The 25,150-nt window shown below is 51.7% G+C and carries 20 protein-coding genes; 18 read left to right on the top strand and 2 right to left on the bottom strand.

All coding sequences use genetic code 11. The annotated features are described in order from the left end of the window. Positions 1–21 precede the first annotated feature (21 nt). Together DUT67_RS12305 and DUT67_RS12300 are read left to right on the top strand one after the other, a co-directional pair. Entirely contained in the window at positions 22–243 is a 222-nt protein-coding gene (locus DUT67_RS12305; protein WP_113625809.1) for a hypothetical protein, read from the top strand. Then, positions 233–1,603: an APC family permease gene (locus tag DUT67_RS12300; protein ID WP_113625810.1), complete on the top strand. Its 1,371-nt coding sequence runs from the start codon at positions 233–235 to the stop codon at positions 1,601–1,603. The genes DUT67_RS12305 and DUT67_RS12300 overlap by 11 nt, the downstream gene beginning before the upstream one ends. Positions 1,604–1,666: 63 nt before the next feature. Here the strand turns inward: DUT67_RS12300 and sbcB are convergent, their stop codons facing one another. Further along, positions 1,667–3,094, bottom strand: a complete 1,428-nt coding sequence (gene sbcB, locus DUT67_RS12295) for an exodeoxyribonuclease I (RefSeq protein WP_113625811.1) — start codon at positions 3,092–3,094, stop codon at positions 1,667–1,669. A gap of 281 nt (positions 3,095–3,375) precedes the next feature. Between sbcB and DUT67_RS12290 the strand changes: the two genes are divergently transcribed. The 12 genes from DUT67_RS12290 (at position 3,376) to DUT67_RS12235 (ending at position 16,812) form a co-directional block, all read left to right on the top strand. Next, on the top strand, positions 3,376–4,326 hold the full coding sequence (locus tag DUT67_RS12290; protein ID WP_189315136.1) for a siderophore ABC transporter substrate-binding protein: 951 nt from the start codon (positions 3,376–3,378) through the stop codon (positions 4,324–4,326). A 21-nt stretch (positions 4,327–4,347) separates the two neighbouring features. Then, complete coding sequence (locus DUT67_RS12285; RefSeq protein WP_113625812.1) at positions 4,348–5,310, top strand: ABC transporter permease; 963 nt, start codon at positions 4,348–4,350, stop codon at positions 5,308–5,310. Next, positions 5,297–6,304, top strand: coding sequence for an iron chelate uptake ABC transporter family permease subunit (locus tag DUT67_RS12280; RefSeq protein WP_113625813.1), 1,008 nt, complete (start codon positions 5,297–5,299; stop codon positions 6,302–6,304). Before DUT67_RS12285 ends, DUT67_RS12280 begins: the two co-directional genes overlap by 14 nt. Then, entirely contained in the window at positions 6,301–7,059 is a 759-nt protein-coding gene (locus tag DUT67_RS12275) for an ABC transporter ATP-binding protein (protein ID WP_048260530.1), read from the top strand. Before DUT67_RS12280 ends, DUT67_RS12275 begins: the two co-directional genes overlap by 4 nt. A gap of 329 nt (positions 7,060–7,388) precedes the next feature. Then, positions 7,389–7,706, top strand: a complete 318-nt coding sequence (gene tmaR, locus DUT67_RS12270; RefSeq protein WP_005967626.1) for a PTS system regulator TmaR — start codon at positions 7,389–7,391, stop codon at positions 7,704–7,706. A gap of 298 nt (positions 7,707–8,004) precedes the next feature. Continuing rightward, positions 8,005–10,278, top strand: coding sequence for a ComEC family protein (locus DUT67_RS12265; protein WP_113631902.1), 2,274 nt, complete (start codon positions 8,005–8,007; stop codon positions 10,276–10,278). Between the two features lie 37 nt (positions 10,279–10,315). Further along, positions 10,316–12,064 carry a lipid A ABC transporter ATP-binding protein/permease MsbA gene (gene msbA, locus DUT67_RS12260; RefSeq protein ID WP_113625923.1) on the top strand — a complete coding sequence of 583 codons (1,749 nt, stop codon included), beginning with the start codon at positions 10,316–10,318 and terminating at the stop codon, positions 12,062–12,064. After that, positions 12,061–13,062 (top strand): tetraacyldisaccharide 4'-kinase, encoded by a 1,002-nt coding sequence (gene lpxK, locus DUT67_RS12255; RefSeq protein WP_113625815.1) that lies wholly within the window; start codon positions 12,061–12,063, stop codon positions 13,060–13,062. The genes msbA and lpxK overlap by 4 nt, the downstream gene beginning before the upstream one ends. A gap of 109 nt (positions 13,063–13,171) precedes the next feature. Then, the gene (locus DUT67_RS12250; protein ID WP_005967647.1) at positions 13,172–13,354 is read left to right on the top strand and encodes a Trm112 family protein; all 183 of its coding nucleotides are present in this window, start codon (positions 13,172–13,174) and stop codon (positions 13,352–13,354) included. Then, positions 13,351–14,103: a 3-deoxy-manno-octulosonate cytidylyltransferase gene (gene kdsB, locus DUT67_RS12245; RefSeq protein WP_113625816.1), complete on the top strand. Its 753-nt coding sequence runs from the start codon at positions 13,351–13,353 to the stop codon at positions 14,101–14,103. Before DUT67_RS12250 ends, kdsB begins: the two co-directional genes overlap by 4 nt. 301 nt (positions 14,104–14,404) lie before the next feature. Then, on the top strand, positions 14,405–15,718 hold the full coding sequence (pelN, locus tag DUT67_RS12240) for a pectate lyase PelN (RefSeq protein WP_113625817.1): 1,314 nt from the start codon (positions 14,405–14,407) through the stop codon (positions 15,716–15,718). A 200-nt stretch (positions 15,719–15,918) separates the two neighbouring features. Continuing rightward, positions 15,919–16,812, top strand: coding sequence for a YcbJ family phosphotransferase (locus DUT67_RS12235; protein ID WP_113625818.1), 894 nt, complete (start codon positions 15,919–15,921; stop codon positions 16,810–16,812). An 8-nt stretch (positions 16,813–16,820) separates the two neighbouring features. Here DUT67_RS12235 and elyC read toward each other — a convergent pair whose 3' ends face one another. Then, a complete protein-coding gene (gene elyC / locus DUT67_RS12230) occupies positions 16,821–17,612 on the bottom strand; it encodes an envelope biogenesis factor ElyC (protein WP_113625819.1) in 792 nt (263 codons plus the stop codon). Between the two features lie 167 nt (positions 17,613–17,779). Here elyC and cmoM point away from each other — a divergent pair, with 167 nt between their 5' ends. From cmoM to mukB, 4 genes are read left to right on the top strand one after another with little or no spacing between them, the layout of a single operon-like run. Next, a complete protein-coding gene (gene cmoM, locus DUT67_RS12225) occupies positions 17,780–18,565 on the top strand; it encodes a tRNA uridine 5-oxyacetic acid(34) methyltransferase CmoM (protein ID WP_048260517.1) in 786 nt (261 codons plus the stop codon). After that, positions 18,562–19,887: a chromosome partition protein MukF gene (gene mukF, locus DUT67_RS12220; RefSeq protein WP_048260516.1), complete on the top strand. Its 1,326-nt coding sequence runs from the start codon at positions 18,562–18,564 to the stop codon at positions 19,885–19,887. Before cmoM ends, mukF begins: the two co-directional genes overlap by 4 nt. Further along, positions 19,868–20,590 carry a chromosome partition protein MukE gene (gene mukE, locus DUT67_RS12215; protein ID WP_048260514.1) on the top strand — a complete coding sequence of 241 codons (723 nt, stop codon included), beginning with the start codon at positions 19,868–19,870 and terminating at the stop codon, positions 20,588–20,590. Before mukF ends, mukE begins: the two co-directional genes overlap by 20 nt. 19 nt (positions 20,591–20,609) lie before the next feature. Then, positions 20,610–25,049, top strand: a complete 4,440-nt coding sequence (mukB, locus tag DUT67_RS12210; RefSeq protein ID WP_113631903.1) for a chromosome partition protein MukB — start codon at positions 20,610–20,612, stop codon at positions 25,047–25,049. Positions 25,050–25,150 lie beyond the last annotated feature (101 nt).

Raw genomic sequence — 25,150 nt, 5'->3', positions numbered from 1 at the left:
AGCACAGTGAGGAAAGGAAAGATGGGTCAATTAGCAAGTTTCGCACCGGTGCCCGCCGGTTTGTGCTGCAAAGGTATTGGTTATGGCGCGACGCAGTCGCAGGTTATCTCTGGTGCTGTTACAGCCACCTCTTCTCATCGTGATTCAGGCGAGACCTGTATCCACTCCCTTATTTTCAGTACGTTTGAGTACGATAATGCCGCGCCTGCCGTGATGAACGGAGGTGTGCGTCATGTCGCTTGATACTCATCTGCCTAATGCTGGCACCAAACGTACTCAGCTCAAAAGAACGCTCACGCTGTGGCCCGTTGTCATGATGGGGCTGGCGTACATGCAGCCGATGACCATTTTTGATACCTTCGGTATCGTGTCTGGCCTGACCGACGGTCATGTGGCGACTGCCTACGCGTTTGCTCTGGTCGCCATTCTGTTCACGGCGTTGAGCTATGGCAAACTGGTAAAACGTTTTCCATCCGCCGGTTCGGCTTATACCTATGCGCAGAAAGCGATCAGCCCACACGTTGGGTTTATGGTCGGCTGGTCGTCACTGTTGGACTATTTGTTCATGCCGATGATCAACATCCTGCTGGCGAAAATCTATCTGGAAGCGATTTTCCCCGGTGTTCCGTCATGGATTTTTGTGGCGGTGCTGGTCGGGCTGATGACGCTGTTTAACCTGCGTGGCATCAATCTGGTTGCTAACCTGAACTCCATCATCGTGGTGGTACAGGTTGCTATCATGGCTGTATTCCTGGGGCTGGTGATTCATGGTGTTTATCTGGGTGAAGGTGCGGGTACGCTGACCAGTATGCGTCCGTTCTGGTCTGAGAACGCCCACGTTGTGCCTATGATCACTGGGGCTACCATTCTCTGCTTCTCGTTTCTCGGTTTTGACGGCATCAGCTCTCTGTCGGAAGAAACGCAGGATGCGGGTCGGGTGATTCCCAAAGCTATCTTTCTAACCGCGCTGATCGGCGGTGTGATCTTTGTTGCCGTCGCGTATTTCCTGCAACTGTACTTCCCAGATATCTCGCGCTTTAAAGAGCCGGACGCGTCTCAGCCAGAAATTATGCTGTATGTCGCGGGTAAATTCTTCCAGTCCGTCATTCTGGTGTTCTCCTGTGTCACGGTGTTGGCATCGGGTATGGCTGCACATGCGGGCGTGTCTCGCCTGATGTATGTGATGGGACGCGATGGTGTGTTCCCAGAACGTTTCTTCGGCTATATCCACCCGAAATGGCGTACGCCGTCTTTGAACGTCTTATTGGTTGGCGTGATTGCACTGTCGTCGGTTTCGTTCGATCTGGTGACGGCCACGGCGCTGATTAACTTCGGTGCGCTGGTGGCATTTACCTTCGTGAATCTGTCGGTGATTTCGCAGTTCTATATTCGTGAACGCCGTAACCGCACCGTGAAAGACACCATTAACTTCCTCGTACTGCCTGTGATGGGCGCGTTGACGGTAGGCGCGCTGTGGGTCAATCTGGAAGCTAGCTCGATGACGCTGGGTCTGGTGTGGGCAACGATCGGATTGTTATATCTGGCGTTTGTGACGCGGAGCTTCCGTCAACCAGTGCCGCAATGCAGTGAAGAACTAGTGTAAGTCAATTGATGGCTTACCTATGAAGAAGAAGCGGAGCCAATGCGCTCCGCTTTTTTTTGTGCCTTATCCCACCAATTCCTGCGCATAGGCGTACAGCGCTTTGAGCTGTGCCATCTTCTCTTTATCGTCTTCATGAAGCTGATACAGGTCGCTGAGTTCTGACAGATAGGACTGCAAGCGTTCCGGCGTAAATACCGCACGCCGATGTTGCAACCAGCGCTGTTGCTCGCGGTCATCCAGCGTACCGGGGAAATTGCGGGCGCGATAACGGAAGAACAGCGGTTCCAGACGATTATCGGCAAACGTGAGATCCAGCGCGGGGAGATTCTGCGGCGCGGTCTCCTGAATAATCTTCATCGCCATGCGGTCGGCATCGCCAAAGAAGCCATCATAAAGCCGTAAATCGACATCATCAGACGCGGCAAAGGCGGGGGCTTCGGCAAACAACGCTACCACTTTTTCCCTGATGTCTGTGTTGTTACGCAGCAGCGTCAGATTATCCAGACAGCGTTGACGGTCGATGCCCAACCTTGCCGCATCCTCCGGCCGTAAGGTATTGGCTGGCGCTAATACTGGGCATTTATTGATGTGCACCAGCTTGAGCGGAACTGCGCTTTGATCGGCAGTCAGCGCATCTCGGCGCGTATATAACCGCTCACGTAATGCCTCGCTGTCTAACTCCAGCAGCGGTGTCATATCGCCAGCCAGATCGCACATGATGACCGCATTACGGTTATCCGGATGCCAGGCGAGCGGCACAATCCAACTGGTGTTGCTTCTCGCCGCGCCAAACATACCGGAGACGTGAACGAGCGGCTTCATTTGTGGGATATCGATCAGCGCGGAAATTTTGTTTTTATTGCGCAGCGGAAACAGATACTCGAAAAGCTTGGGTTGCGCCTGCTTGAACAGTTTCGCCATCGCGATGGTGGCATAAACATCAGACATCGCATCATGCGCCTGCTCGTGCGCGATGCCGTTGGCTTTCGTCAGATGTTCAAGGCGGAAACTGGGTAAACCGTCATCATTTTCGGGCCAGATAATGCCTTCTGGCCGCAGGGCATAGCAGGCGCGTAGCGCATCCAGCAAATCCCAACGGGAATTACCGTTCTGCCAGCTATAAGCGTAAGGATCGTAGAAGTTACGATAGAAAATATTGCGGCTGACTTCATCATCAAAGCGAATATTGTTGTAGCCCATAATGCAGGTGCCGGGCACGCTGAATGCCTCGTGGATCTGACGGGCGAACTCGGCTTCATTGACGCCTTTTGCCAATGCGATCTGCGGTGTGATTCCGGTGATCATCACCGCTTCTGGTTCCGGCAGGTAATCATCGGTCGGGCGACAATAAATAACTAACGGCTCACCGATAATATTGAAATCCATATCGGTACGGACACCCGCAAACTGCGCGGGGCGGTCACGCGCTGGGTGTTTGCCGAATGTCTCGTAGTCGTGTATGAAAAAAGTGGGTTGTGTTTTATCGGCCATATATGCAGTTAGCTACGTGTATGCGCTGAGCCTGAAATTAGGCAAAACAGGCTGGAAAGCGGCAAGGATACCATCGAATCGAATTTTCTGCGGTGCTTTCCTGATTTACACCACTTCCCTGACTTACATCAATAGGAAGGGAGACATAATCACTAGGCATGTGTGTGTCCATTCGGTTACAATTTTCGTTTTAATGCGAATGATAATTAAATTCTTTATTACCTCATCGATTACTCTGTGAGGCGCATTCGGCAACAAACAGCGAAATGGAGAACACACTTATGCGGTTAAATGCAGCGTTTGCAGTGAAGGCGACGTTATTGGCATCTATGTTTGTCTTGGCTGGTTGCGATCAGCAGGCATCGTCCCCAGAAGGGAGTCACACGGTAAGCATTGAGCATGCGCAGGGAACCACTCAGGTTCCGCAGCCGCCGAAGAAAGTGATTGTGTTTGATCCTGCGTCGTTGGATACGTTGGACGCGTTGAAAGCTGAAGGGATTGCTGGCGTACCAAAAAGCAGTACGCCGCTGCCTGCATTTTTATCAAAGTACAACGGCGATAATTACCTGAACGCTGGGACGCTGTTTGAACCTGCCTATGAAGCGCTTAGCAGCGCTAAACCCGATCTGATTATTGCCGGTGGACGCACGCGCGATGCCTACGACAAACTGAGCGGCATTGCACCGACGATCTCAATGGACGTCGATGAACACCAGTTTATGACGAGCTTTATCCAGCGCATCGAGCAGTTGGGCACCATCTTCGGCAAAGAAGATGAAGCGAAAAAACAGATAGATGACTTTAAACAGCACATCGTCCAAACGCGCGCCAAAACGGAAAACGCGGGCAATGCGTTGGTATTGATGATCAGTGGTGGAAAAATGTCTGCCTATGGTCCCAAATCGCGCTTTGGCTTCGTATTTGATGAGTTGGGCTTCAAACCCGCGACCGAGTTCCCTGATTCAGGCCGTCACGGCAACGTCGTGACATCAGAGTTTTTGTTGAGCGTGAACCCAGAATGGCTGTTTATCCTTGACCGTGACAGTGCGATTGGTCGTCCCGGTGGAGAATCTGCTCAACAGGTGCTGGATAACCCACTGATTCACAAAACCAACGCCTGGAAAAACAATCACGTGGTCTACCTGGATTCTGCATCGCTGTATATCGCTGGGGGGCTGCAAAGCTACAAAAACCTCGTGAGTACCGTCAGTGACGCATTGGATAAGAAATAACGGCAGATTACGGCAGAATCAATGAAGTCTTTTTACTATTCACTGGGTCTTTTGTTTCTGGCCTGCATGGTCGTTGTCAGCCTGTTTGTTGGGGCCGGGCAGCTAAACATGCAGGCAGTCTGGAACGACCCAGAAATGCGCGATATTTTCTTTATCAGCCGCGTTCCTCGCACTCTGGCTTTGCTGCTGGCAGGCAGCGCGATGAGTGTTGCCGGTCTTATCATGCAGTTGCTGACACAAAACCGTTTTGTCGAACCGTCTCTGGCGGGAACCACACAGTCGGCCAGCCTTGGCCTTCTGGTGGTGATGATTGCCGTGCCTGGCGCGACGATTTTCACCAAAATGGTGGTGGCGAGTCTGTTTGCGTTGGCAGGCACGTTCCTGTTCATGATGCTGCTACAGCGGATTGTGCTGAAATCTGCACTGGTGGTGCCGCTGGTCGGCATTATGCTGGGCGCGGTCATCAGTTCAATCACCACGTTTGGCGCGATGTATTTTGATCTGTTACAGGCGTTGGGCAGTTGGGAATCGGGTGATTTCTCTGGTGTCTTGCAGGGGCGTTACGAGTTGCTCTGGCTGGTTGGTGTGTTAACGCTGGTGGCCTGCTGGATTGCTGACCGTTTCACGGTTGCCGGAATGGGGCGCGAGTTCTCCGTCAATGTCGGCCTTAACTATCGGCAGGTGATGCTGATGGGGCTGAGCATCATTGCCATCGTCAGTGGCGTCGTGGTGGTGGTGGTCGGTAGTCTGCCCTTTATCGGACTGATTGTCCCGAACCTGATCAGCATGATGCTGGGCGACAATGTGCGCAAAACGATTCCGTGGGTGTGTCTGCTCGGCGGCGGTCTGGTACTGTGCTGCGACATTATCAGCCGCGTGATTCGTTATCCTTTCGAGATTCCGGTGAGCGTGATTCTCGGCGTCATTGGTGCTGCCGTTTTCCTTCTCTTATTGCTAAGCCAGAAACGCCATGTCAGTCAATGAACGTAATACGGTGCTGACCGGTACAGTCAGCGAAAAACGTGCGGGACTATCGCCTGTCCAGCGATTGCTGTGGCTGACGGGTGTGGCTGTCGTGGTGATCGTACTGTTTATGACCATCAATCTAGGCAGCAACTTACGCTACATTTTGACGCACCGTGGGCTGATGCTAACGACGATGCTGCTGGTGGCGTTTGCGGCCAGTGCATCGACCGTGCTATTCCAAACTGTGACGAACAACCGCGTATTGACGCCGTCGATTATGGGGTTTGAAGCCCTGTTTATCCTGATTCAGACGTCGCTGGTCTTTACTTTCGGCATTAGCGGTATTCCGGGGCTGGGTATTGAGGGCAAATTTGTTCTTGAGACGCTGCTGCTTATTCTTTTCTCCGCGCTGCTATATCGCTGGCTGTTTACCGGTAGCCGCAATAACCTGCATCTGGTCTTGCTGGTCGGCATTATCTGCGGCACGTTGTTTCGCAGCATGGCGGGCTTAATGCAGCGTCTGTTGACCCCAGGCGAATTCGCTATCTTACAGGGGCGGATGTTTGCCACCTTCACCCGCACCGTTCCTGAACTGGTTGCGCTGTCTGTCGTGATTACGCTGGTGGTCGCGGTGGTGATCTGGCGTATGCGCTTTCGTTTTGACGTACTGGCGTTGGGGCGCAATAACGCGATTAACCTTGGCATCGATTACAAACGCAGCGTCACGGTCATTCTGCTGTTGGTTTCCGTGCTGGTCGCCATTTCAACGGCGTTGGTCGGCCCGCTGACCTTCTTAGGTTTTATGGTCGCAAACCTTGCCTATTTGGTCATCGGTTCCAGCCAACACCGTCTGTTATTACCTGCGGCTTTCCTGCTGGGCGTCATTTCACTGGTTGGCGGACAACTGGTGCTTGAACATCTGCTGGATATGTCTGGCGCGCTGTCGGTCGTTATCGAATTTGTGGGTGGATCGCTGTTTATTGTGCTGCTACTGAAAAAGGTTTCCGTGTGATTGAGATCGGCAATGTAACTAAAACGTATAATAACGTGACAGTATTGAACAATGTCACCGCGACGGTGCCTCGTGGTGGCGTCACGTCGATTATCGGCCCGAATGGTGCAGGGAAGTCGACATTGTTGTCCATTATCAGTCGCTTGCTGGAAGCCGATTGCGGGCAGGTAAAAGTTAACGGCATGGATGTGATGACAACGCCAAGCGATAAGCTGGCGACGTGTTTGTCCGTGCTACGGCAGGAAAATCAGTTTACCAGCCGCTTGACGGTGGCGGAATTGGTGGGTTTTGGGCGCTATCCTTATACCAAAGGACGACTGAACGCTGACGATCGTGAACGTATCAGCGCTGCGCTGGCTTTCCTCAACTTGACCGAATTGAAAGATCGGTTTTTGGATGAACTTTCTGGTGGTCAACGCCAGCGAGCCTATGTCGCGATGGTGCTGTGTCAGGACACTGAATACGTGTTGCTGGATGAACCGTTGAATAACTTGGATATGAAACACGCTGTGGCGATGATGAAGCAAATTCGCCGTGCGGCCGACGAGTTAGGTAAAACCATCGTGCTGGTTATCCACGACATCAACTTTGCTTCCGCCTATTCGGATTACATCATTGCGATGCGCAAAGGGCAGATTATCTATACGGGAAAACCCGAAGACATAATGGTGTCCGATGTTCTGGAGGATATTTTCGACACGGAAGTGGCCATCGAAGAGGTTCATAACCAACGTATCGCAGTATATTACCGCTGAATACCCGTCATACTTCAAGCCGCATGTACGTTGGCAATACTCAGCTCATATTCGAGCCTCGCCCTAAAGGGCCGCCGCAAGCGACGTTCAAATCGACTAAGTCAATTTGTCCTTGCTCACCCCAGTCACTTGCTTGAGTAAGCTCCTGGGGACTCGTGCGGTCGCCGCCTGCATGCAACTCGAATTATTTAGGGTATGGTTTGGTGACAGAGTATCCGCTTAGCGATGCGTTAGCGCAAAGGGCGTAAGCACTGCTTGAAAGACGCTGGGTATAACCTGTATGGTGAATGCATAAAGAATTTATGTATGACTTAAGGTAAGGGCTAAAGATGGATAAGGACACTAAGCCGTGTTTCCAGGATGTGCTGGAATTCGTGCGCATGTTTCGTCGTAAAAATAAACTTCAACGTGAAATCGTCGACAACGAAAAGAAAATTCGTGATAACCAGAAGCGCGTTCTGCTGCTGGACAACCTGAGCGAATATCTTAAACCTGGCATGTCCATCGAGGACGTGCAAAATATCATCGCTAACATGCGCGGTGATTATGAAGACCGTGTTGATGACTACATCATCAAGAACGCCGACCTGTCTAAAGAACGTCGTGAACTGTCTAAAAAGCTGAAAGCGATGGGCGAAGTTAAGTAACTCAACGCACCGTTTTCTAGCATGAAAGGATCGCTTCGGCGGTCCTTTTTCTTTTTAATTGCCTCATTATCCACCTCCTTCTTTATCATCACTTTTTTCTGTCAATTATGGTGGTATCAAACGCCTGAAAAACTGGAACCTCGTTCGCACGACGGATGCCATTTTTTGCAATTCTGCCGTTTTCTTGCGAAGCGTCTCCCTGCCTGAGTTTTCTGTGCTGTTGCATCAACCTGAATGCCTGCAACATCGCGATTGTGAACCACAGGGAAAGAGAGAAGGTGCATCATGGTAATGGACGATGTCGGTAAATAGTCTGGCGTGGGCGAGCGTGCTCGGCATCCTGCCGCTGCTTTTTTTACCGCAGATCCCTGGGGCAACGCTGCTGTGGTGGGGAATGGTGCTTTCTATCTGCGTGATGTTCGTGGCGGGGCATCATGCTGGAATTCGCTTTGGGGCTTTTGTTGTTGTGAGTTTTTGCTGGGCGCTATTGAATGCTCAAACCCTGCTGCTGCAAATTGATCGTATCACGCAGAATTCAGTTAACGCCGTCGTGACGATAAGCAGCATACGATTCAGTGAACACAATGACGCCTTGCTTACCGTTCGGCTCGAAGAGGTCAATCAGCGCCGAGTCTTCCCACCATTATATGCCCAATTGACCTTATCATCGGCTATGGAACACTGGTGCGGAGGTCAACGTTGGGCAATCACTGCCAATTTTCGACCCATTCATAGTCGATTAAATGAAGGCGGCTTTGATAGCCAACGTTGGGCAGTAGCCAAGCGGCAACCGCTATCGGGTCGTGTACTAGCGGCAAGTCTACTTGATGGTCGCTGCGATTTCCGCCAGCGCACGATTGCGCAGGCAGAGCAGCAGGTGAAAGGATTGCCTTGGCGGTCTATTTTACTGGCGCTGACATTTGGTGAGATGAAAACGGTTAGCCCAGAACTCAAGGCGTTACTTCAGAATACCGGAACGATGCATCTGATGGCGATCTCCGGTCTCCATATCGTGCTCGCGGGTCTGGTTGGTTGGGCAATGGCGCGGGTCTTACAGTATGGCTTTCCTGTAACGTGGATTGGCTACCGTTTCCCATTATTGATGAGCGCTGTGGCCGCATGGGGATATGTCTGGCTGGCAGGGGGGAATCCTCCTGCGGTGCGATCTGCGCTGGCACTTAGCGTATGGATCTGCCTAAAAGTGCGGAGCGTTAACTGCTCAGCCTGGCAGGTTTGGCTGTGGTGTGTCGCGTTGATTCTGGTCAGCGATCCATTAAGCGTGCTGTCAGACAGTTTTTGGCTATCTTGTCTGGCGGTGGCCTCGCTGATTTTCTGGTTTCAGTGGGCACCGCTTCCCCATCGGTTACAGACTCGGCGACGGTGGTTCTGGCTGCGCTGGATCCATTTACAAACAGGTATCACACTGCTATTGATGCCTTTGCAACTGCATATTTTCCATGGTTTCAGCATCACCTCTCTACCTGCAAACCTCTGGGCTGTACCTTTAGTGTCTTTCGTTACCACTCCACTGATTTTGCTGGCATTGACCACTATCGCGTTCGCGCCACTGAGTGAGATTCTCTGGTGGCTAGCGGATTTTTCGCTGCGCGTGGTATTCGCACCGCTGACTTATCTACAGACAGGATGGATTTATCTTGATGCGTCTCTGCTATTAGGGAGTATCGCGGGATGGGGCGCGGTGGTGATATGGCGCTTTAACTGGTGGCGAATCCATCCTATGAGTGTCGGTGCCATGATCCTGGTTTTACTCGTTTTTCGCACAAAGAGTGATGAACCGGATTGGCGTCTGGATATGCTGGATGTCGGTCACGGTCTGGCCATCGTGATCGAACAGCGTGGGAAGGCAGTGCTATATGATACGGGAAACCGCTGGGAAGGCGGCGACATGGCGACGCGAGAAATTCTACCTTACCTGCGATGGCGGGGAGTCGATGTAGAAAAAATCATCTTGAGCCACAGTCATATGGATCACATCGGGGGGCTGGAAACGCTACAGACTGCTTACCCTGAAGCAACGATATATAGCGCTATCAAATCTATAAATCATCGTCCTTGCCAGCGTGGTGAGCGCTGGCGTTGGCAGGATCTCACCTTTACCGTCCTGTGGCCTTTAGCGCTCGTTGAGAGAGCGGAAAATAACGACTCCTGCGTTATCCGCGTTGATGATGGCAAACACAGTGTCTTATTGACGGGCGATCTGGAGGCAGGTGCGGAAAAGGCGTTGATTAATTTAGAACGCAGTGCGCTGCGTGTGAATTTGTTACAAATCCCTCACCATGGCAGCAAAACGTCATCGTCACCTCCCTTTATTCGTGCAGTTAATGCTGAGTGGGCTATGGCCTCAGCGGCACGCTATAACCCGTGGCGACTGCCTTCAGTGAAGATTGTCGAGCGATATCGTCAATATGGTTGCTTGTGGCTGGATACTGCGTCATTTGGACAATTAAGTGCACGTTTTTTCAGCGATTCATGGCATGTTTTACGGTTCAGGGATCACATATCGTCGCGTTGGTATCATCAGTGGTTTGGCGTAGAGCGGTATAATGAGTAAAATGGTCGGCTATTTATTCCCTATTCAGGTTCACTACATGCTGAATGATAAAGATCTCTCCACCTGGCAGACTTTTCGCCGCCTATGGCCGATGATCTCTCCCTTTAAGGCAGGGCTTGCTGCCGCTGCAATCGCACTCATTATTAACGCCGCTGGCGATACACTCATGCTTTCACTGCTTAAACCTTTGCTGGATGAAGGGTTCGGTAAGGCAGACCGCTCAGTATTGCTTTGGATGCCGCTGGTTGTTATTGGGCTAATGTTAGTCAGGGGGGCGTCGGGTTTTGTTTCCAGCTACTGTGTGTCTTGGGTTTCCGGCAAAGTGGTGATGAATATGCGCCGCCGCCTTTTCTCCCATATTATGGGGATGCCGGTGTCGTTCTTCGACCAACAGTCTACTGGGACGCTATTATCTCGCATCACCTATGATTCTGAGCAGGTTGCGGCTTCATCATCTGGTGCGTTGATTACCGTCGTCAGGGAAGGGGCGTCGATTATCGGCCTGTTCATTCTGATGTTCTACTACAGCTGGCAGTTGTCTATCATCCTGATTGTGATTGCGCCGATCGTGTCGATCGCCATGCGTTTGGTGTCCAAACGGTTCCGCAGTATCAGTAAAAACATGCAGGATACGATGGGACATGTGACCACCAGCACGGAGCAAATGCTTAAAGGCCATAAAGAAGTGCTGATGTTTGGTGGCCAGGGCGTTGAAACTAAACGTTTTGATCAGGTTAGTAATCGGATGCGCCAGCAGGGCATGAAAATGGTGTCCGCCTCATCAATTTCCGATCCTATCATTCAGTTGATCGCGTCACTGGCGCTGGCGTTTGTACTGTATGCTGCCAGCTTCCCTAGTGTGATGGAGACGTTGACGGCCGGGACGATCACGGTGGTGTTCTCGTCCATGATCGCGCTGATGCGTCCGTTAAAATCACTGACTAACGTGAACGCTCAGTTCCAGCGAGGTATGGCTGCGTGCCAGACGCTGTTCGCCATTCTTGATATGGAACAGGAGCGCGACACCGGTAAACTGGAAATCGAACGTGCGAAAGGTGAACTTGAATTCCGTCAGGTGAGCTTCGCTTATCCGGCGAGAGAAAATCTGGCACTGAAGAATATCAATCTGCATATCCCAGTGGGTAAAACCGTAGCGTTGGTTGGCCGCTCTGGGTCAGGTAAATCAACGATTGCCAGTTTGATCACGCGTTTTTACGATATTCAGTCTGGAGAAATTCTGCTTGATGGCCATGATTTACGCGAATATCGTTTATCTTCCTTGCGTAATCAAGTGGCGTTGGTTTCTCAAAACGTCCATCTGTTCAACGACACGATAGCGAACAATATCGCTTATGCCCGTAACGAACACTATAGCCGTGAGGAAATTGAGCGTGCGGCGACAATGGCGTATGCGATGGATTTCATCAATAAGATGGAGCACGGTTTGGATACGGTCATTGGTGAGAATGGTGTGATGCTTTCTGGCGGACAACGGCAGCGTATCGCGATTGCCCGTGCGCTGCTGCGTGATAGCCCGATCCTGATCTTGGATGAAGCTACGTCGGCGTTGGATACGGAATCTGAGCGTGCGATTCAGGCAGCATTAGATGAGCTGCAAAAAGATCGTACCGCTCTGGTGATTGCACACCGTCTTTCCACAATTGAAAAAGCGGATGAGATTTTGGTAGTTGAAGACGGCAGAATCATTGAACGAGGCAATCATACCGCGTTACTGGCGACTAACGGCGCCTATGCTCAACTGCATAGAATGCAGTTTGGCGAATGATTGAGCGCATTTGGTCCGGACAATCGCGGCTTTATTGGCTGCTGCTGCCGCTATCGTGGCTCTACGGACTCATCACTTTTCTGATCCGCCAGAGCTATCGGCTAGGATGGCGGAAAAGTTGGCGATCGCCTGTACCCATCGTGGTCGTGGGGAACTTGACAGCGGGTGGCAATGGGAAAACACCGGTAGTCATTTGGCTTGTCGAACAATTGCAGCGCAGAGGCTATCGTGTTGGCGTAGTGTCGCGTGGTTACGGTGGAAAAGCTGAACGCTATCCGCTGCTGCTGGATGAATCGGTGACGACGGCGCAGGCAGGCGATGAGCCAGTGCTGATTTTCCAACGCACGGGTGCGCCCGTTGCGGTAGCCCCGCGTCGCGGGGATGCGGTAAGCGAGTTATTGACAAGGCACACGCTAGATGTGGTGATCACCGACGATGGATTACAGCACTATGCGTTGGCAAGAGATATCGAACTGGTTGTGATTGACGGGATGCGGCGTTTTGGCAATGGGTGGTGGCTGCCAGCGGGTCCGATGCGGGAAAGAGAAAGTCGCCTGGCGTCAGTGGATGCCGTCATTGTTAACGGCGGTGTTCCACAAACAAACGAGATAGGCATGACATTAACGGCGGGTATGGCGGTTAATTTACTGTCAGGTGAATCCTGCCCGCTAAGCCAGTTGCATGATGTCGTTGCGGTGGCGGGCATCGGACATCCTCCTCGCTTTTTTGCTACGCTGCGTGATGCGGGAGTGAACATTGCACGCGAAGTCGCCTTTGCTGATCATCAATCGTACCAGCCAGAACAGCTCGAATCACTGACTAGAGATGCGACACAACCTTTGCTGATGACCGAAAAAGATGCGGTAAAATGTAAGGCATTTGCTCATGATAACTGGTGGTATCTGCCTGTTGATGCGGTGTTAGCTGAGCCCCACGGCACACAATTGCTCGACAAACTAGAAGATATGCTTAATCGGAATGCTGGCAGCAGAACGTAAATCGTCCTTCTGCTACGGTTTTAGGTATCCCCTGTGGGTATCAACTTATTAGATCGCTGCTACGGCGAAAGAAAATGTCGGTCATTGATCGGCCAAAGATGGAGGAAGCATGGATCACCGTTTACTTGAGATTGTTGCCTGTCCTGTTTGTAATGGTCGGCTGTATTTTAATAAAGAGAAACTGGAGCTGATATGCAAGGTCGATGGGTTGGCCTACCCAGTTCGTGATGGTATCCCCGTGCTGCTGGAGAATGAGGCGCGTAAACTTGGGGCTGACGAGATAACACAATGACCTTTACTGTGATCATCCCAGCGCGCTTTGCATCAAGCCGACTGCCGGGTAAACCGCTGGCGGACATCAACGGCAAACCGATGGTCGTTCATGTGATGGAACGGGCTCTGGAATCAGGGGCTCAACGCGTTATTGTTGCCACCGATCATCCTGACGTCGAGGTTGCTGTACGGCAAGCTGGTGGTGAAGTGTGCCTGACTCGCGCCGATCATAATTCTGGCACAGAGCGACTGGCTGAAGTCATCGAGCGCTACGGTTTTACCGATGATGACATCATTGTTAACGTTCAGGGCGATGAACCACTCATTCCTTCCGTTATCATTCGTCAGGTAGCGGAAAATCTCGCAGCCAGTAAAGCAGGAATGGCGACGCTGGCAGTACCGATTGAAACCAGCGAAGAAGCCTTCAATCCGAATGCAGTAAAAGTAGTGACCGATGCTGAGGGATACGCGCTGTATTTTTCTCGTGCGACAATTCCCTGGGACAGAGAACGTTTTGCTCAGTCGAAGGAAACTATCGGCGATCATTTCCTGCGGCATATCGGTATTTATGCTTACCGTGCGGGTTTTGTTCGTCGTTATGTTACGTGGGCCCCGAGCCAACTGGAGCAAATCGAACTACTGGAGCAACTGCGTGTGCTGTGGTACGGCGAGAAGATTCATGTTGCAGTTGCTAAAGCCGTGCCTAGCGTTGGTGTTGATACACCAGAAGATCTGGCCCGTGTGCGACAAGTCATGGCTGGTCAGTAAAACGTATTACGCTAACCGACTATGAGTATTTTATGGGGCGTCTATTCATTACGGAGTAGACACCCATAAAATTCTTCTTAATACCGTCACTTTATTTTTAAATTCTTTAGTATTTATTTAGATAACTATTCTTAAATTTTCTCAAATTACGTTGCATCGCTTTATTTATACAGATACTGCATTCCCATCCTGAATTGAACCGCTGCGAGTGGAACTTTTATTTTCATATTTAAATGCTACTATCAATTCGCCATGTTTTTGCATGGCGTTTTTTGTTATTTCAACTAAGGATGGTAATGATATGAATGCTAAACGTTATATAGCAAAAGTTTTTCTCGGCGGTATGTTAATGGGGGCAGCTGCGAGCAGCAGTGCGGCGGTTTATTACATGGCACCTAACGGTGATGACGCGAGTAACGGCAGTAAAAACTCTCCTTGGAAAACGATCGATCGCGCACAGAAAACGTTAAATCCGGGCGATCGCCTGTGGATCCGTGGCGGTAAATACGTGTTCACTAAGGGGCTGAACGTCTGTGCGACGCGTACCGATGTAGTGAATGCGGTCACGCTGAGTAAGAGCGGTACGGAAGGTAAGCGCATTGAATATTGGGCGTCCAGCGGAGAAGTGCCAGTTTTTGATTTCAGCCAGATGCAGGACGATTGCCGAGTCAAAGGATTCAATGTTGTTGCCGATTGGGTTTCCGTTAAAGGGTTGGAAATAACCGGTGTTCCGCAACGTAATAACCTTAACCATGAATCCTGGGGCGTGTGGAACAGGGGCAGCAATAATATATTCGAGCAATTGAATATCCACCATATTATGGGTACGGGCCTGTTCATCCAGCGTGGAGGAAATAATCTAGTGTTGAATAGCGACTCTCACCATAATTACGATCCACTGACCTCTAATGGTGCAGGTCAAAGCGGAGATGGCTTCGGTGCGCATATCCCTGCTAACCAGCCGGGTAATATTTTCCGTGGTTGCCGCGCATGGGCAAACTCAGACGATGGCTTCGATTTAATCAATGCCTATTCTCCGGTGTTGATTGAAAATTCCTGGGCCTGGTCGCACGGCTATCTACCGGGGACGACACAATCACTGGCTGCGGGTAACGGCAATGGTTTTAAAATCGGCGGCTATGGTGGCGTTTATGTGGCAAATGCGGTGAAACATACCGTGCGTAACTCGGTTGCGTTTTTAAATAAGGCTGCTGGTTTTTATGCCAACCACCATCCAGTAGCGAACGATTTCTTTAACAACACTGGCTATAAAAATAACCCGAACTTTAATATCCGCGGCATTGATGCAAGCGGAAAAGCGATTGGGCTAGGTACGCTGCGCAACAACGTTTCTCACGGCGGTAAAGACTTGTCGTTCTCCGACGGGGCGAACATGCGTTATAACTCGTGGGATCTGAAAATTGTGGTATCAGATGCTGATTTCGAGAGCGTCTCTGTGACCGGATGGGATGCACCGCGTCAGGCGGACGGCAGCTTGCCAGTACTGAAGAGCCTGCATCTTGCTTCGGGTAGCGCGCTGATCAATAAGGGTGGGGATGTCAAACTGCCTTACAAAGGCTCGGCTCCAGACTTAGGTGCCTTTGAACGCGAATAATAATGAAGTATTAGTACACTAGCCCATCATTCACGATATCCCCTGCTGACAAGCAGGGGATATCGCTGCAATAACCTCGACAGGGCGTGTTCCCTGACGTCATTGATCCTCCTTTATTTGATCTGCGTTGAAGTATTTGTCCTTTGCTCGCCGCATCATGGTGGGTGGAGCTATTTGGCTCAGCTGAGGTATAGCCGTTTATGGAACAGTTGAAATCGGAACTCAGTACGGTTTTGGGGGAAAGCCTCAGCCGACTTGAGCGCATAAGCGAACAGCCCTATGCGGATCTGTATGCCTTGTATGATAAAGAAGGTAATGCGATTCCTTTGCTGGCTAAAAGTTATGTTTGCCAGGGGGTGGCGCAGCAGGAAGCTTATAAACTTTCGATGCTGGCGCGTGAAGGCGATGTCCGTTTGCCAACCGTTTACGGGCTGGTAGTGACACAGCAGCAGCCTTATCGAGAACTGCTGCTGATTGAACGCTTGCGCGGTGTGTCGGTAGAGGCACCGCCAAGAAATGGTCAGCGCTGGACGCTGCTGATGGACCAAATTGTTGAAAACGTATTAGCCTGGCACCGGATTGATAGCCATGGTTGCGTGGGCTCTGTCGATAGCACGCAGGACAATGATTGGTTCAGTTGGTATCAACAGCGCCTGGAAGTCCTGTGGTCTACGTTGCTTAATGTCAATGCCCCGCAGCTTACGCAGCAGGACCGTACCGTGCTTTATCGCTCGCGCCAGTGTCTGGAAATGTTGTTTGAGGATTTTGACGATAACTGCGTATTGGTGCACGGTAACCTTTCGCTACGCAGTATGTTGAAGGATGCGCGTAGCGACCAGCTATTAGCGATGATTAATCCGGGGATGATGTTGTGGGCACCCAGGGAGTATGAACTCTTTCGGCTTTGCGAATCCGGCATGCCGGAGCAACTGCTTTATCACTACCTCAAACAGGCACCGGTATCTGAATCTTTCGTCTACCGGCGCTGGCTCTATGTCATTTGGGAAGCAGTATCCCGTTATATCCATACGGGACAGCTAGACCGTCAGCTATTTGATGTGGCTTCCCGCGAGTTGTCTCCCTGGCTGGAATGAGTCTGCGGTTATTCCGCGTCGTGCGGTGTTGCCGTGGTTCCCTTTAGTAACTGCCAGAGTCGACCAAGCGTTTCATACCAGGCTCGCTCGCTGTGCGATAAATAGTAAGCGGACGGGAACACTTTCTCCCACGGATTGAGTGCCGACGTGATCGCCATCTGATTCGCCGGAGCGGGAATTGGCGCTAGCCCCTGAGCCTGGAAAAAACGAATCGCGCGAGGCAGATGGTTAGCCGAGGTCACCAGCAGGAAAGGGCTGTCGCCAACAATTTTAGCGGTTGCCACCGCTTCTTCTTCCGTATCCCTTGGCGTATCCAGTATGACAATATCCTGCTGAGGGATGCCCAAACTTTCTGCTACCAGCGCTGCGGTTTTCGCACTACTGACAGGGTTCCCTTGTGCTGCGCCCCCGGTAAAAATCAATTTTGCACCGGGGTTGGCATGATAAAGGCGAATACCTTCCGTGACGCGCGGGAGGCTGTTACTGATAAGGTTGGAGCTGGGTGCCCATTCCGCGTTATAGGTATATCCCCCGCCTAGCACGACAATATAGTCGGCTTTGCTCGCCTGCGGCGTCTGTTGCCAGGTTGGGTACTGTGATTCCAGTGGTAACAAGAGTCGATCGGCAACAGGTTGTAGGCTGAGTAGAATAAGCATCAGCCAACTGGCTAAAACTATCGTTTTTCCCGTGCGCTGCCGCCGAGTAAACCAGAGCAACAACAGGCCGACACCCATCAAAAGCAGCAGCAATGGCAGGGGTTGTAGAAGGCCACCGACGAACTTTTTGAGTGTGAAAAGCATAAAATCGCATTCCTTTTGAGTGAAAAACCCGCATCTGGGAAGATATCATGCGGTAAGGCCATTTATTCTAAGCCAGCCTGTGCCAAAATGGCAGGCCGGAAAAAATTGCATCGTGCAGACATGTGCTGCACGAGCTTCACCGTTTATATGATGCGGAACAATGACAGATGCAGGATCGCAATTTTAACGATATTGCCGAAAAATTTGCTCAGAATATCTATGGCACAACGAAGGGGAGACTTCGGCTAGCGGTATTATGGCAGGATCTTAGCAATCTTTTGGCCCAGCTTCCGGCACGGCCTTTGCGCATCCTTGATGCGGGAGGCGGTGAAGGGCAGATGGCCTGTCGTCTGGCTGCTTTAGGACATCAGGTATTGTTGTGCGATGTTTCCGATGAGATGATTCAGCGCGCCAAAAACACGGCAGCGGAGCAGGGCGTTACCCATAATATGCGTTTTGTGCAGTGTGCCGCACAGGATATCGCGCAATATATGGAAAGCCCCGCCGATCTGATATTGTTCCACGCGGTGCTGGAGTGGGTTGAGCAACCGCAGCAGGCGCTGAGAATATTGTATGATTGCCTGTCGCCGGGTGGTGCGCTGTCTTTGATGTTTTATAACCATCACGGACTGTTGATGCGTAACATGGTGCTGGGTAACTTTGATTATGTTCAGGTCGGTATGCCGAAGAACAAACGGCGCTCGTTATCGCCAAATCACCCGCTGAATCCGCAAGACGTGTACGGCTGGCTTGATGAGATGGGGATGACCATTAGCGGAAAAACTGGCGTGCGTGTGTTTCATGACTACTTGCAGAATAAGCAGCACCAGATTGATAAGTTTGCCGACATTCTGGAGCTTGAGCAGCGGTATTGCCGACAAGAGCCTTTTGTGAGTTTGGGCCGTTATATCCATGTCATGGCGCATAAACCCCCTTTGAAGGATGCATTATGAGTGATTTTTCCCAGACTGTACCCGAACTGGTCGCCTGGGCACGAAAAAACGATTTCTCCATTTCCCTCCCCACCGAACGCCTGGCGTTTTTGATGGCGATTGCCACGCTTAATGGCGAGCGTATGGATGGTGAAATGAGTGAAGGTGAGCTGATTGATGCCTTCCGTCATGTGAGTCAGGGATTTGATCAGACGAACGAAACCATTACCATCCGCGCCAATAATGCGATTAATGACTTGGTACGTCAGCGGTTGCTTAACCGTTTTACCAGTGAGCAGGCGGAAGGCAATGCGATTTATCGTCTGACGCCGCTGGGAATCGGTATTACCGATTACTACATCCGGCAGCGTGAGTTCTCGACGCTGCGGCTTTCCATGCAGCTTTCTATCGTGGCGCAGGAGCTCAGCCGGGCGGCCGATGCGGCGGAAGAAGACGGCGATGAGTTCCACTGGCACCGCAACGTATTTGCGCCGCTGAAATATTCCGTTGCTGAAATTTTTGACAGTATTGATTTGTCGCAGCGCGTGATGGATGAACAGCAGCAGGGTGTTAAAGACGACATTGCTGCGCTGTTAAATCAGGACTGGCGGGCGGCGATCAGTAGCTGTGAACAACTGCTGACGGAAACGTCATCTACGCTGCGTGAATTGCAGGATACGCTTGAAGCTGCTGGCGACAAATTGCAGACGAGTCTGTTGAGCATTCAGGATGCGATTATGAATAATCCGCATAATCTGGAATTTGTCGATAAGCTAGTATTCGACCTGCAAAACAAACTTGACCGCATTGTGAGCTGGGGACAGCAGACGATAGATCTGTGGATTGGTTATGACCGCCACGTACATAAGTTTATTCGTACCGCCATTGATATGGATAAAAACCGCGTCTTTGCTCAGCGGTTGCGTCAGTCCGTACAGAGCTATTTCGATAACCCATGGGCGCTGACGTTCGCCAATGCGGATCGTCTGCTGGATATGCGTGACGAAGAGCTGACATTGCGTAGTGAAGAAGTGACCGGTGAACTGCCGCCAGAACTGGAATATGAAGAATTTAGTGAAATGCGCGAGCAGTTAATCGCACTGGTCGAGCAGGCGCTGCATAAATATAAGGCGCAGCAGATCCCGCTTGATTTGAGTGAAGTGATGCGTGAATACCTCGCGCAGTATCCTCGCTCGCGGCATTTTGATGTTGCCCGAATCGTGGTCGACCAGGCAGTACGCCTGGGCGTAGCCGACACAGATTTCACCGGATTGCCTGCATTGTGGCAGGCGATCAATGAGTACGGAGCCAAGGTGCAGGCCCATGTCATCGACAAATATTGAACAATTTATGCCAGTAAAACTGGCAACCGCGCTGTCGAATAGTCTCTTTCCTGCGCTGGACAGCCAATTGCGCGCCGGGCGCCATATTGGTATTGAAGAACTGGAAAACCACGTGTTTTTGATGGATTTTCAGGAAGTGTTGGAGGAATTCTACAGCCGTTACAACGTGGAACTGATCCGCGCACCAGAAGGGTTTTTCTATCTGCGTCCGCGCTCTACCACGTTGATCCCGCGCTCTGTGCTGTCTGAGCTGGATATGATGGTAGGGAAAATTCTCTGTTATCTCTATCTGAGCCCGGAACGTTTGGCACATGAAGGCATTTTCAGCCAGCAGGAGCTTTATGAAGAGCTGCTGAGTCTGGCGGATGAAAGTAAGCTGCTGAAATTGGTTAACCAGCGTTCCACCGGTTCCGATCTGGATCGTCAAAAATTGCAGGAAAAAGTCAGAACCTCGCTTAACCGCTTACGCCGGCTAGGCATGATCTACTTTATGGGCAATGACAGCAGCAAGTTCAGAATTACTGAATCAGTATTCCGTTTCGGGGCTGATGTGCGCAGCGGCGATGATGCCCGTGAAGCACAGCTACGAATGATTCGCGATGGTGAAGCGATGCCTGTTGAAGGTAGTTTGTCGCTGAAAGATGACAGCGACGACAATGATCGCACCGATGATACCGCGCCAGAAACGGGCGAGGATGAATAAGTGTTGAGGATGAACAGGAATGATTGAACGCGGTAAATTTCGCTCACTAACGCTGGTCAACTGGAACGGCTTTTTCGCCCGCACCTTCGATCTGGATGAACTGGTTACCACGCTATCTGGCGGTAACGGTGCCGGGAAATCCACCACGATGGCTGCCTTTATTACGGCGCTGATCCCTGACCTGACGCTGCTGCATTTCAGAAACACCACCGAAGCTGGTGCCACCAGCGGTTCACGCGATAAAGGCCTGCACGGTAAACTGCGCGCTGGCGTCTGCTATTCCACGCTGGATGTCGTTAACTCGCGTCATCAGCGCGTGCTGGTTGGGGTTCGTCTCCAACAGGTTGCGGGGCGTGACCGTAAAGTCGATATCAAGCCTTTCACTATCCAGGGATTGCCGACGGCTATTCAGCCGACGCAAATTTTGACGCAGATTGTCGGCGATCGTCAGGCGCGCGTACTTTCGTTGCAAGAGCTGAAAGAGCGCGTCGAGGAGATGGAAGGCGTTCAGTTCAAGCAGTTTAACTCCATCACCGATTATCACTCGCTGATGTTTGATTTGGGTGTAGTGCCGCGCCGCCTGCGTTCTGCCTCCGACCGCAGCAAGTTTTATCGCTTGATTGAAGCCTCGCTATACGGCGGTATTTCCAGCGCGATTACGCGTTCGCTGCGTGATTACCTGCTGCCGGAAAACAGCGGCGTGCGTAAAGCGTTTCAGGATATGGAGGCGGCGCTGCGTGAAAACCGCATGACGCTGGAAGCGATTCGCGTCACCCAGTCTGACCGCGATCTGTTTAAGCATCTGATCTCTGAAGCGACATCCTATGTTGCCGCTGACTACATGCGGCATGCCAATGAGCGTCGCATCCATCTGGATGGGGCACTGGAGTTGCGTCGAGACTTGTTCTCCAGCCGTAAGCAACTGTCGAGTGAGCAATATCGTCATGTGGAAATGGCGAGGGAGTTGGCAGAGCAGAGCGGTGCTGAAGGCGATCTGGAAACGGATTATCAGGCAGCCAGCGACCACCTGAATCTGGTGCAGACAGCGATGCGCCAGCAGGAAAAGATCGAGCGCTACAGTGCCGATCTGGAAGAATTGAGCTATCGCCTCGAAGAACAGAATGAGGTGGTGGAAGAAGCACGTGATCAGCAGGCCGGAAACGAAGAACGTGCTGATGCCGCTGAACTGGAAGTGGATGAGCTGAAAAGTCAGCTTGCTGATTATCAGCAGGCGCTGGACGTTCAGCAAACGCGTGCCATTCAGTACCAACAGGCTCAACAGGCATTGGAACGTGCTCGCACGCTTTGCCAGTTACCGGATTTAACAGCAGACAACGCAGATGAATGGCTGGACAGCTATCAGGCGAAAGAGCAGGAAGCGACAGAAATTCTGCTGATGCTGGAACAGAAATTGAGTGTGGCAGACGCGGCACACGGTCAGTTTGAGCAAGCCTATCAACTGGTGAGCAAGATTGCCGGTGCGGTTAATCGCAATGAGGCCTGGCAGGTTGCGCGTGACTTGTTGCGCGACAGTTCTTCACAACGCTATCAGGCGGAGCGAGTGCAGCCGCTGCGGATGCGGTTGTCTGAGTTGGAACAGCGTCTGCGTGAGCAGCAGGATGCTGAACGGTTATTGCAGGATTTCAGCAAGCGCAACGGTCAGGACTATCAGCCAGAAGAGCTGGAGTCGCTCCAGCAAGAGCTTGATGCCCGTATCGAAACGCTGTCATCGCTAGTGTCGGAGGCGGGTGAACGCCGCATGACACTGCGTCAGGAACTGGATCAAACTCAACAGCGAATTCAGAAGCTGACGGCGCGTGCACCAGTCTGGCTGGCTGCACAGGAAACGCTGACGCAACTCAGCGAGCAGAGCGGCGAAACGTTTGAAGATAGCCGTCAGGTGACGGAATTCATGCAGCAATTGCTGGAACGTGAACGTGAAACGACGGTTGAACGTGATGACATTGCCGCACGCAAACGCCAAATCGAAGCGCAGGTTGAGCGATTAAGCCAGCCGGGTGGCTCAGAAGACCCGCGCCTGAACGCGCTAGCGGAACGTTTTGGCGGCGTGCTGCTGTCTGAAATTTATGATGATGTGACGCTGGATGATGCTCCGTACTTCTCCGCGCTTTATGGTCCATCCCGCCATGCGATTGTGGTGTCCGATCTTTCTCTGGTACGCGATCAACTTGCCGGTCTGGAAGATTGCCCGGAAGATTTGTATCTGATCGAAGGCGATCCGCAGTCGTTCGATGACAGCGTGTTTGCCGTTGACGAGCTGGAACGCGCCGTCGTGGTGAAAGTCGCGGAGCGCCAATGGCGTTATTCTCGTTTCCCAGAAGTGCCGCTGTTTGGCCGTGCCGCGCGTGAAATGCGTCTGGAAGGTCTGCGTGATGAACGCGAAGCGCTGGCAGAGCAGTACGCGACGCTGTCATTTGACGTGCAGAAAACACAGCGCTTGCATCAGTCTTTCAGCCGGTTCATCGGTACCCATCTGGCTGTCGTTTTCGATGAAGATCCTGAAGCGGAAATCCGTACGCTCAGCTCTCGTCGCGGCGAACTTGATCGTGCGATGGCTAGTTTTGATGGTGAAAACCAGCAGCAGCGTCAGCAATACGAACAGGCGAAAGAAGCCAGCGCACAACTGAATAAACTGATTCCGCGTATTAGCCTGCTATGCGACGAAACGTTGCAGGATCGTGTGGAAGAGATTCGTGCGGAGTTGGATGAAACCGAAGAGTCCGCCCGTTTCATTCAACAGCATGGTGCGACGCTGGTTAAGTTGGAGCCGCTGGTTTCTGTCTTGCAAAGCGATCCACAGCAGCATGAGCAGTTGCAGGAAGATTACACTCAGGCGCAGAACGCACAGCGGCAGGCAAAACAGCAGGCGTTTGCACTGACTGAAGTTGTGCAACGCCGTGCGCACTTTAGCTATGCTGATTCGGCTGGGATGTTGGGTGAAAACGCGGGTCTGAATGATAAGCTGCGCCATCGTCTGGAGCAGGCAGAGGCTGAACGGGCAAAAGCACGTGAACAGCTACGTCAGCACCAGACACAGCTGACGCAATACAGTCAGGTTCAGGCATCGCTAAAAAGCTCTTATGATGCCAAACAGGACATGCTGAAGGAACTGACGCAAGAACTTCAGGATATTGGCGTGCGTGCGGATGTGGATGCCGAAGCGCGTGCCCGTCAGCGTCGCGATGAATTGCACGCAGCATTAAGCACTAACCGCTCACGGCGTAATCAGTTGGAAAAGCAGATTACGTTCTGTGAAGCGGAAATGGACAGTTTGCAGAAGAAATTGCGCAAACTGGAACGCGATTATCACCAGATGCGCGAGCAGGTTGTCACGGCGAAAGCAGGCTGGTGTGCGGTCATGCGGTTGGTGAAAGACAACGGCGTTGAGCGTCGTCTACATCGCCGTGAGTTGGCCTATATGGAAGGCGACGAACTGCGTTCCATGTCGGATAAGGCGCTGGGTGCGCTGCGCTTGGCCGTTGCGGATAACGAACATCTACGTGATGTGCTGCGGCTTTCCGAAGATCCGAAGCGACCAGAGCGCAAGATTCAGTTCTACATCGCCGTTTACCAGCATCTGCGCGAGCGTATCCGTCAGGATATTATCCGCACCGATGATCCGGTAGAGGCCATTGAGCAGATGGAAATCGAGCTTAATCGTCTGACCGAAGAGCTGATGGCGCGTGAGCAGATGCTGGCAATCAGCTCGCGCAGTGTGGCAAACATTATTCGTAAAACGATCCAGCGCGAGCAGAACCGTATTCGGATGCTGAATCAGGGGCTGCAAGCGGTATCGTTTGGTCAGGTGAAGAGCGTTCGTCTGAACGTCAACGTGCGTGAAACGCATACCACGCTGCTCAATGTGCTGTCCGAACAGCAGGAAATGCATCAGGATCTGTTTAACAGCAATCGTCTGACCTTCTCGGAAGCGTTGGCAAAACTGTATCAACGTCTGAATCCTGAAATTGATATGGGGCAGCGCACGCCGCAGACGATCGGCGAAGAGCTGCTGGACTACCGAAACTACCTTGAAATGGAAGTTGAGGTTAATCGTGGTGCAGATGGTTGGCTGCGAGCGGAAAGTGGGGCGCTGTCTACTGGGGAAGCCATCGGTACCGGGATGTCGATTCTGGTTATGGTGGTACAGAGCTGGGAAGAAGAGTCTAAGCGTCTACGCGGCAAAGATATCATTCCGTGTCGCCTGCTTTTCCTCGACGAGGCGGCTCGTCTGGATGCCAAATCGATCGCGACGCTATTCGAGCTCTGCGATCGTCTGGAAATGCAATTGGTCATCGCTGCACCGGAAAATATCAGCCCCGAGAAAGGCACCACCTACAAGCTGGTGCGTAAAGTCTACCAAAACAACGAGCACGTCCATGTGGTTGGGCTACGTGGGTTCGGAACGGAAACGCCAGAGACGCAAGAGCAAGCCTCATAGCGATAAACCGTGCTGTTATTTTCTTCTATAATGATAAAGCCGCTTTTTTAAGCGGCTTTATTTTTGCGTAGAGGCTATTTTTGCTTAGAAAGTATGTTTGC

Source organism: Pectobacterium peruviense, assembly GCF_003312355.2.
Taxonomy (GTDB): domain Bacteria; phylum Pseudomonadota; class Gammaproteobacteria; order Enterobacterales; family Enterobacteriaceae; genus Pectobacterium; species Pectobacterium peruviense.
This window is presented reverse-complemented; position numbering and strand designations above follow the sequence as displayed.

Bases quoted from the DNA above. Each gene is read 5' to 3' on its own strand.
- DUT67_RS12305 (WP_113625809.1), top strand. From the start codon at position 22: ATGGGTCAATTAGCAAGTTTCGCACCGGTGCCCGCCGGTTTGTGCTGC.
- DUT67_RS12300 (WP_113625810.1), top strand. From the start codon at position 233: ATGTCGCTTGATACTCATCTGCCTAATGCTGGCACCAAACGTACTCAG.
- sbcB (WP_113625811.1), bottom strand. From the start codon at position 3,094: ATGGCCGATAAAACACAACCCACTTTTTTCATACACGACTACGAGACA.
- DUT67_RS12290 (WP_189315136.1), top strand. From the start codon at position 3,376: ATGCGGTTAAATGCAGCGTTTGCAGTGAAGGCGACGTTATTGGCATCT.
- DUT67_RS12285 (WP_113625812.1), top strand. From the start codon at position 4,348: ATGAAGTCTTTTTACTATTCACTGGGTCTTTTGTTTCTGGCCTGCATG.
- DUT67_RS12280 (WP_113625813.1), top strand. From the start codon at position 5,297: ATGTCAGTCAATGAACGTAATACGGTGCTGACCGGTACAGTCAGCGAA.
- tmaR (WP_005967626.1), top strand. From the start codon at position 7,389: ATGGATAAGGACACTAAGCCGTGTTTCCAGGATGTGCTGGAATTCGTG.
- DUT67_RS12265 (WP_113631902.1), top strand. From the start codon at position 8,005: ATGTCGGTAAATAGTCTGGCGTGGGCGAGCGTGCTCGGCATCCTGCCG.
- msbA (WP_113625923.1), top strand. From the start codon at position 10,316: ATGCTGAATGATAAAGATCTCTCCACCTGGCAGACTTTTCGCCGCCTA.
- lpxK (WP_113625815.1), top strand. From the start codon at position 12,061: ATGATTGAGCGCATTTGGTCCGGACAATCGCGGCTTTATTGGCTGCTG.
- DUT67_RS12250 (WP_005967647.1), top strand. From the start codon at position 13,172: ATGGATCACCGTTTACTTGAGATTGTTGCCTGTCCTGTTTGTAATGGT.
- kdsB (WP_113625816.1), top strand. From the start codon at position 13,351: ATGACCTTTACTGTGATCATCCCAGCGCGCTTTGCATCAAGCCGACTG.
- pelN (WP_113625817.1), top strand. From the start codon at position 14,405: ATGAATGCTAAACGTTATATAGCAAAAGTTTTTCTCGGCGGTATGTTA.
- DUT67_RS12235 (WP_113625818.1), top strand. From the start codon at position 15,919: ATGGAACAGTTGAAATCGGAACTCAGTACGGTTTTGGGGGAAAGCCTC.
- elyC (WP_113625819.1), bottom strand. From the start codon at position 17,612: ATGCTTTTCACACTCAAAAAGTTCGTCGGTGGCCTTCTACAACCCCTG.
- cmoM (WP_048260517.1), top strand. From the start codon at position 17,780: ATGCAGGATCGCAATTTTAACGATATTGCCGAAAAATTTGCTCAGAAT.
- mukF (WP_048260516.1), top strand. From the start codon at position 18,562: ATGAGTGATTTTTCCCAGACTGTACCCGAACTGGTCGCCTGGGCACGA.
- mukE (WP_048260514.1), top strand. From the start codon at position 19,868: ATGTCATCGACAAATATTGAACAATTTATGCCAGTAAAACTGGCAACC.
- mukB (WP_113631903.1), top strand. From the start codon at position 20,610: ATGATTGAACGCGGTAAATTTCGCTCACTAACGCTGGTCAACTGGAAC.